This is a genomic window from Pediococcus parvulus (assembly GCF_007990205.1).
Classification (GTDB): Bacteria; Bacillota; Bacilli; order Lactobacillales; family Lactobacillaceae; genus Pediococcus; species Pediococcus parvulus.
Genome location: NZ_BJWE01000104.1, coordinates 1 through 775, shown reverse-complemented (window position 1 = coordinate 775; position 775 = coordinate 1). Strand labels below are relative to the sequence as shown.

Annotated in this window: 1 protein-coding gene; it reads left to right on the top strand. The window is 40.1% G+C overall.

From position 1 onward, the window contains the following. Positions 1-712: type I glyceraldehyde-3-phosphate dehydrogenase (locus PPA04_RS09505; RefSeq protein WP_147206829.1), on the top strand; the 712-nt coding region annotated here is incomplete at its 5' end. Positions 713-775: the final 63 nt, after the last annotated feature.

The following is a 775-nucleotide window of genomic DNA, read 5'->3' as shown; positions in this document are numbered from 1 at the left end:
TTTAAAAAAAGCTCAAGCGCATTTACGCGCAGGAGTTAAACGGGTTTTAATTTCTGCGCCTGCTGGTACAGACATAAAAACAATTGTTTATCGTACAAATGACAACATTTTAAACTCTAATGATCAAATTATTTCTGCTGGTTCTTGTACCACCAACTGTTTAGCACCCATGGCCGATGCGCTAGATAAAGAATTTGGCGTAGTCGCTGGCACGATGACAACGGTCCATGCCTATACCTCAACTCAAATGTTGTTAGATGGTCCTGTTCGCGGTGGCAATCTACGAGCAGCACGGGCAGCCGCCAAAAACACAATTCCACATTCTTCAGGAGCTGCTATGGCAATCGGATTAGTTTTGCCCCATCTTAATGGCAGACTTCAAGGACACGCCCAACGAGTTCCAGTGACCGATGGTTCGTTAACCGAACTTGTGACTATCCTTAAAATCTCTCACTTAACAGTTGATGAAATTAATGAACGCGTCAAGCCCTATACAAAAAATAATGAGAGCTTTGGTTGGAATAAAGATCAAATTGTATCCAGTGATGTAATTAACACAACATTTGGTTCAATATTTGATCCCACTCAAACCGAAGTTGTTTCTGCAGGCAATTCACAGCTGGTCAAAACCGTTGCTTGGTATGACAATGAATATGGATTTACCTGCCAAATGGTTCGCACTTTGTTAAAACTTGCACAGTTTGACAACTAATTTTTTCAAAACAGTTAAAATAGGCTAATCAAATGTACATACCATTGATTAGCCTATTTTGTT